Source organism: Kitasatospora sp. NPDC041988, assembly GCF_055588525.1.
In genome coordinates, this window is record NZ_JBVJCO010000075.1 from 1 (window position 1) to 6,725 (window position 6,725).

At 73.6% G+C, this 6,725-nt stretch carries 8 protein-coding genes; 2 read left to right on the plus strand and 6 right to left on the minus strand.

What is annotated here, in order from left to right; genetic code table 11:
• The first annotated feature begins 132 nt into the window (after positions 1-132).
• Complete coding sequence (locus tag ACZ6NC_RS40290; protein ID WP_465738869.1) at positions 133-723, plus strand: TetR/AcrR family transcriptional regulator; 591 nt, start codon at positions 133-135, stop codon at positions 721-723.
• 37 nt (positions 724-760) lie between these two features.
• Here the strand turns inward: ACZ6NC_RS40290 and ACZ6NC_RS40295 are convergent, their stop codons facing one another.
• The 4 genes from ACZ6NC_RS40295 to ACZ6NC_RS40310 form a co-directional block, all read right to left on the minus strand.
• A complete protein-coding gene (locus ACZ6NC_RS40295) occupies positions 761-1,123 on the minus strand; it encodes a hypothetical protein (RefSeq protein WP_465738870.1) in 363 nt (120 codons plus the stop codon).
• A gap of 15 nt (positions 1,124-1,138) precedes the next feature.
• Positions 1,139-2,098 (minus strand): S8 family serine peptidase, encoded by a 960-nt coding sequence (locus tag ACZ6NC_RS40300; protein ID WP_465738871.1) that lies wholly within the window; start codon positions 2,096-2,098, stop codon positions 1,139-1,141.
• 99 nt (positions 2,099-2,197) lie between these two features.
• Positions 2,198-2,446, minus strand: a complete 249-nt coding sequence (locus ACZ6NC_RS40305) for a hypothetical protein (RefSeq protein ID WP_465738872.1) — start codon at positions 2,444-2,446, stop codon at positions 2,198-2,200.
• A gap of 42 nt (positions 2,447-2,488) precedes the next feature.
• Entirely contained in the window at positions 2,489-3,481 is a 993-nt protein-coding gene (locus ACZ6NC_RS40310) for a cyanobactin maturation protease PatG family protein (protein ID WP_465738873.1), read from the minus strand.
• 722 nt (positions 3,482-4,203) lie between these two features.
• On the opposite strand from ACZ6NC_RS40310, the gene ACZ6NC_RS40315 reads away from it, so the two are divergent.
• On the plus strand, positions 4,204-4,482 hold the full coding sequence (locus tag ACZ6NC_RS40315; protein ID WP_465738874.1) for a hypothetical protein: 279 nt from the start codon (positions 4,204-4,206) through the stop codon (positions 4,480-4,482).
• A 105-nt stretch (positions 4,483-4,587) separates the two neighbouring features.
• Here ACZ6NC_RS40315 and ACZ6NC_RS40320 read toward each other — a convergent pair whose 3' ends face one another.
• A complete protein-coding gene (locus tag ACZ6NC_RS40320) occupies positions 4,588-6,186 on the minus strand; it encodes an MFS transporter (protein WP_465738875.1) in 1,599 nt (532 codons plus the stop codon).
• 193 nt (positions 6,187-6,379) lie between these two features.
• Entirely contained in the window at positions 6,380-6,592 is a 213-nt protein-coding gene (locus tag ACZ6NC_RS40325) for an MbtH family protein (protein WP_465738876.1), read from the minus strand.
• Positions 6,593-6,725: the final 133 nt, after the last annotated feature.

Sequence of the window (6,725 nt, forward strand, 5' to 3'; positions counted from 1 at the left end):
GCCTTCCTTCCCCCCCCCCCCCCCCCCCCTCCCCCCCCCCCCCCCCCCTCTTCTCCCCCCCCCCCCCCCCCCCCCCCCCCCCCCCCCCCCCCCCCCCCGGAGCCGGGGCCGGCCGCGACCGGGAGGAACCCCATGACACGGATGCCGTCTGCCGAGCGGCGCCGGCAGCTGACCGAGGCCGCGATCCGGGTGATGGCCCGCGACGGTGTCGCCGCCACCACGACCCGGTCGGTCACCACCGAGGCGGGCGTGTCACTGAGCGTCTTCCACTACTGCTTCGACTCCAAGCAGGCCCTGCTCGAGTCCGTCATCGCGACGATCACCGACCACTCCGTCACGGTGGTCCGGGAGGCGATCCGGCCCCGGGCCACCCTGCGGGAGACCGTCCGGGCCGGCTTCCAGGCCTACCGGGACCACGTCGCCGCCAACCCCGGCGAGCACATGCTCACCTACGAACTCACCCAGTACGCGCTGCGCCGGCCCGGCTTCGAACAGCTGGCACGGCGGCAGTACGAGCTGTACTCCGCCGCCTACACCGAACTCCTCGAACAGCTCCGCCGCGGCGCGGGCTTCGAACTCCGCGTCCCCACCGGCGTGCTGGCCCGCTACCTGGCCGCGGTGACGGACGGGCTGACGCTCAACCTGCTCGTGCTCGGCGACGAGGGATCGGCGCAGATGCTCGACCTGATCGCCGACCACGTCGCCGGCCTGGCCCGGGAGTGAGAACGGCTCGGGCCAGGCGAGCGGGCCGGGCTCCGGATCACCTCCGGCTGCCGTCCGGCCAGTGGGAGATCGGGGTGAAGTCGCCGTCCACCGGCGTGACGGTGGTGCCGGACGGCACGAAGGACTCGAAGTCGATGCGCGGATCGCCGATGTCGACGGTCACCAGCAGCAGGTACCGGTTCATCCGGGACACCACGTCCTCGCCGAGCAGTTCCACCTTCGCGACGTTGCCGGAATGGCTGACCGGCCGTTCCGGCAGCGCCGCCAGGTAGGGCGACACCGCGTCCAGGAAGGCCTGCCGGGCCTCCTTCTCCTCCTCGATCTGCTCGGGGGTGGGGTTCCCGTCCCCCTTGAGCTCGATCCCGGTCGGGGGTCCATCGATACGGAAAACAGTGATCATCAGCGGAACTCCAGTTCATCGGGGACCGGGCGCCGCACGGGAGGTGACCCGCCGGCCCTCCGGTCCGCGAACGGACTGCTGCGCCCCGGGCGGTCTGGGGCGCAGCAGCTCGGTGTACGCCGCCCAGGCGTCCAGCAGGGGCGGCACCACCGTCCGGCGCCGCCCGGAACCGGTACGCAGGACGGCCGCCCGCACCTCGGCCGGCGGCGCCGCAGGGAACTCCGACAGCAGCAGGGCGACCGTGCCCGCCACGAACGGGGCGGCGGCGCTGGTACCGGTGAGCACGAGCGGACGGTCCCCGGTGCCGAGGCCCCTGACGGCCTCGCCGGGTGCGCCGATGCCGCGCCCTCCGATCGATCCCCCCAGGTTGGAGAGGTTCATCGGCCGCCCCCGCCGGTCGTAGGCGATCACGGGGATCGTCCAGGGGTGCCGGGTGAGGACAGAGGTGCCGACCGCGCCCTGGTTCCCGGCGGCCACGACCGTGATCACGCCGCGGTTGGCGGCGTGGTCCAGCGCCCACTCCAGCTCGCGGTGCCCGGTGCCGGCGGGCCGGGCCGGCGCGACGCTCAGGTTCAGCACGCGGGCGCCCGCGTCGACGGTCTCCACGACGGCGGCCGCGAGGTCCTCCAGCCGCGTGGCGGGGGCGGCGCGCGAGCCCGGGCGGTCGGGCGCGAAAACGGGGCGCAGCAGGAACGTGCAGCCGGGGCAGATGCCGGGCGGCTCCCACCCGCGCCCGGCGCCGAGCAGGCCGGCGACGAAAGTGCCGTGGCGGCAGGCCGGGCCGCCGCCCGCGCGGCTGCACCCGCTGGGCCTGCCGCCCCTCCCGCCATCCGTCAGGAGGCGCAGCCGCCGCCCGGCGAGGCCCGGGTGGTCCAGGGCCACCAGGCCGTCGACCACCGCGACGACGACCTCCGGCCTGCCCGCGCCGCGTGCCATCAGCCGCGCGAGGCCGACCTGTTCGAACGGTGTCGTCATCGGGGCGTCCCGTGTGCGTCGTTCATCCCGTCCGCGTCCTCCGCCCGAGCGGGCCCGTCCGGCCGCGGGCCGGTCCGTGCCGGGTCGTGCCCTGTCCGGTCAGCCGAGGGGGCCGGTGTCGCAGTCGTCCAGACACCACTTCCGGCACCGCTTGCAGCGGAGGCCGCCGGGGTTGCGCGTGCACACGCCGGAGCAGACCCCGCGGCACTCCAGCTCGCAGAGCGGCGTCAGGAACTCGCCCTGCCCCTCGATCATCTGCGGGCCCCGTGCGGAGCCGTGGCGCAACACCCGGTAGTGCCCGCCCGTGTGGCGGAGCGCCGATTCGGCGGTGAATCCCGGGATCGTCATCTCCGACACCTCCTTCCTTCTCCCGCGCCCGGCCGGCGCGGGTCAACGGTCGTAGTAGGGACACAGCTTGTTCACCAGGAAGGGGAACTCCTCCGTGACGTCGACCCGGACGAAGAACTTCTCGGTGACGTCCGTCCGGCGGCCCGTGTAGCAGAACAGGACGTCGATGATCCTGCGGGCGCCGCTCAGCCGGGACTCGCGGAAGCTCACCGCGCTCAGCGAGGAGTCGGCGGCGAAGGCCTCCACGGTCTTCTCGTAGATGCGCGGGTAGCGGACCGCGAGGTAGTTCAGCGCGCGGTGCTCGTCGGTGTCGCCAGCGTTGTCCCCCAGCTGCCTCACCCGGTGCAGCAGCTCCCTGGAGGACGTCTCGAACAGCTCGTCGGCCATTCCCGCGGGCCGCTTTATCGCCGCCACCAGTTCCTCGGTGTCGAAGGAGTAGATCTGGTCGAAGGAGACCACCGGGAGCGTCAGGCCGTTGCAGAAGTCGGGCGGGGCGAGCGGCCCCCGGTGGCCGATGACGACGTCGAGGTCGGAGCCCTTGGGTTCCGGCCGGACGGCCGCGACCAGGCGGTCGAACTCCACCGGGTCCCGCGGCCTCAGGAGGTAGGTCTCGATCCCCTGGACGCTCAGGACGTAGCACAACTGGCGTGCGAGGTAGCGGTTCTCGGGCTGGGAGACGACCGCGTGCACGGCCTGCCGGTCGGTCAGCCCGGCGCTGTCGGACCGGTACACCGCCTGGGCGACCTCCTTCTCCACCGCCAGGCTCGGGAACCGGTAGTCGACCTGACCGAGCACGTAGACGTAGCCGCCGGCCGAGCCGCGGCCGCCCTGCCCGGAGTCGTCCCCGGCCGCCTCCGCGGTCGGGTCCCCGTTCTCGCAGTGGTGTCCGCAGCCGTAGTCCGGCATCGCGGCGGCGGTCACGGAAGCGGCCGCAGCGGTGGCGGCGGGCGGTGCGAGGGCCGGCCCGAGGCGGTCGGGGCCGTCCGCCGGCAGGTCGTCCAGCAGGTCGGGGCGTTCCTGGTACTCCTGCTCCATCGGTGACTCCTCACGTCACGCTCGCGTCAAGCCTTGCGGACCGTCACGGATTTCACGTCACGGTCCGTCACCGCGCTCACCGTTGGTGAGCACGGCCCCGCGACAGGACCACCCGGTGGTTGAGCGCGGCCGCACGCCGCTCACAACCACCGCAGGGCCTCTTGATCCCCATCGTGCTCGTCACACGCCTGACGGCGTCCCCGAGGCCGATCTCCTCGTCGGTGATGAACCCCGGGACGCGCACCCTGCGCGGTCGGCGGGCCTCGCCGCCGCGGGCGGGGTCGTCCCGCCTCTCACCGTCGGTCATCGGTCATCTCCCTCACCGCCCACCGTCACCGCCCGGGCGCAGCGCGGTGACAGCGGACGTCGGCCCGCCCGGGGCCCGCGGGAACGGGGGTGTGAAGACATGTCGGGCCGTGAAATGTCGGGTCGTGAAACCTGCCGGGCCGTTCGGACGCGAGGATTCCGGTCACTCGCGTGGGGGAGCCGAGGAGACCCTGGCTTCGGTCGCCCGCGGTCATCCACTACTTCCAGGCTGCTCCCGCCCGGCCCGACGTGCACCTCGGCAGGAGCGGGGCCGACGCCGAGGGCCGCGCGGCCCGACGGCGTAGCCTGGACGGAGCGGGCCGTTCACCCGGAAGCGCCCGGGGAGGCCCGCGAGGGAGCGCCGGCCGACCGGCGGCCGGCGGTCTCCGTCCGGACCACCTGACGGGAGCATCACCATGGCCATCCCCGGATTCCACGCTGAGGCCTCCCTCCGGCCGCGTGCCGGCCGGTACGCGACGACCCGGCCGGCGGCGGGCCCGCACGGCGGCGCCACCGGAGAACGGATCGTCCCCATGTTCACCGAGGAGGAGCGGCAGCGGCTGATCAGGTGCGGCCAGCGCCTCGACTCCTGCGATCAGGGGTGCCAGCCCCAGCTCGACATGGGCGACTTCTACCAGTGGCAGCGGTGCCACGACGAGTGCAACCAGCAGTACGACGACTGCATGCAGACGTGAACCGGACGCGGGGCCCGCGGACACGCGAAGGCGGCCGGTCTCGGGGAGACCGGCCGCCGTGTCACGCTGCCGGCGCCGCGGGGCCCGGCGTGTTCGCCGTGCGGCTCAGGCGCCCGGCTCTGCCACCTGCTCGGCCTTCGCGGCAGCCGGCTCCGCCTCCGCGGTGACGCGCGTGCCGGGGTGCAGCAACGCACAGAGGAACGCCACGCCGAGCGCCGCCGCCATGCCGTACAGGACCGGGCCGTTGGCCTCGGCGAAGGCCCGGCGGACCGCGTCGATCATCTCGGCGGAGGCGTCGGACGCGCCCTGGCCGCCCTCACCGTGGCCGGTGATGCTCTTGGTGATCTCCACCGCGGTGCTGTGCGCGACCTCCGCCGGCACGCCGTGCGCACGCAGGGCGTCCTGGACGTTGGCCGTGGTGCTGTGCAGCAGAACGGTGCCCAGCACCGCCAGGCCCAGGCTCGCCGAGTAGTTGCGCACGGTCTGGGTGATGCCGGTGACCTCGCCGTACGAGGCGCCGATCGCCCGGTTGACGGCGTCCGTCGAGGCGGGCGTCAGCAGCAGGCCGATGCCGGCGCCCGACATCACGATGTAGGGCCACTGGGCGCCCAGCGAGAGGTCGGTGATCTTGCCGGCCCAGAGCGCGAAGCCGGCGGCGGCGAGCGCGGTGCCCACCAGCATCGGCGGGCGGGCGCCGACCCGGTCAAGCAGCCGGCCGCCGATCTGCGAGCCGGGGGCGAACCCGGCGAAGAACACCAGCAGGTACAGGCCGGCGTCGTTGGCCGACTGGCCGAGCGCCACCTGCGAGTAGACCGAGGCGAAGAAGAACACCGGGACGAACGCGATCATCGCGAAGAACAGCACCGCGTTGTCGGCCGCGAAGGCGCGGTCGGCGAAGACCCGCAGCTTGATCAGCGGGTCCTGGGTGCGCAGCTCGAACAGGACGAACAGGACCAGCACCGCGAGGCCGCCGACGATGCAGAGCCAGGTGGCCGGGCTGTCCCAGCCCCAGGTCGCGGCCTGCTGGAGGCCGAGCACGCTCAGGGCCATGCCGACCGCCGCCAGTGCGGCGCCCGTCCAGTCGATCGGCTCCCGGCGCGGCGTGTTGCGGATCTTCGCCATCAGCGTCAGGACGATCGCGATGAGGGCCATCGGCACGTTGACCCAGAAGATCGCCCGCCAGGTCCAGCTGGTCAGCCAGCCGCCGAGGATCGGGCCGACCGCGGTGAGGCCGCCGGCCACACCGAAGAAGAGCGCCAGCGCGCGACCGCGCCGCTGCACCGGGAAGACCTCCACCACCACGGCCAGCGCGGCCGGGAACATCAGCGCCGCACCGACGCCCTGGAGCGCCCGGAACGCGATCAGCCAGGTCTGCGCCGCGCCACCGGTCGGCACCGCCCCGCACAGGGCCGAGGCGACGACGAAGGTCAGCGTGCCGACGATCGCCATCCGCTTGTGGCCGAGCACGTCCGCCAGCCGCCCGCCGAGGGCGAAGAACGCCGCCAGCGCCAGCAGGTAGGCGTTGACCACCCACTGCATGCCGGCCGAGGAGAGGCCGAGTTCGTGGATGATGTCGGGCGCGGCGATGGAGACGATGGTCTGGTCGATGAAGGTCATCGAGACCGCGAAGAGCATGCCTGCCAGCGTCAATGACTGACTGGCGGCCACGGGTGTGGAGGTGGCCGGGGCGTTCTCGGACCGCACGGGTTCCCGTCCCTTTCGTTCGATGGGTGAGGCGGCAGGGCTTCGCCGCCGGTTCACCCCGTCCGGCCCTGCCCGTACCGCGAACTGACACGGCGTCCTGCCGGTCAGCGGACACTATGTCACCCGAACGGCCGCCCCGCACGCCCGAGGGGCGACTGTTCGACAGCGGTGTAGTTTACGGATTCCCGGACGTTCACTCGCCGCCGCCGGCCTGCCCGGCCAGGCGGCGGCGCAGGCTGAGCGGGCGGATGTCCGGCCAGACCCGGTCGACGTGGGCGGTGCACTCCTCCTCGCTGCCGGTGAAGCCCTCCGCCCGCCAGCCGGCGGGCAGCGGGGCGCCGGCCGGCCAGAGTGCGTGCTGCTCCTCGTCGTTGACGACGACCTGGTACGGGGCTGCGGTGGTCACGGGGTGCTCCTTCGAAGGGGGACGGGGCACCGGGGGGGGGGGGGGGGGGGGGGGGGGGGGACCCGGGGGGGGGGGCCGAAAGAAGATCGCGGGGTTTGCGCCTCCCCGCCACGAAGGGAACCACCCAAAGGGA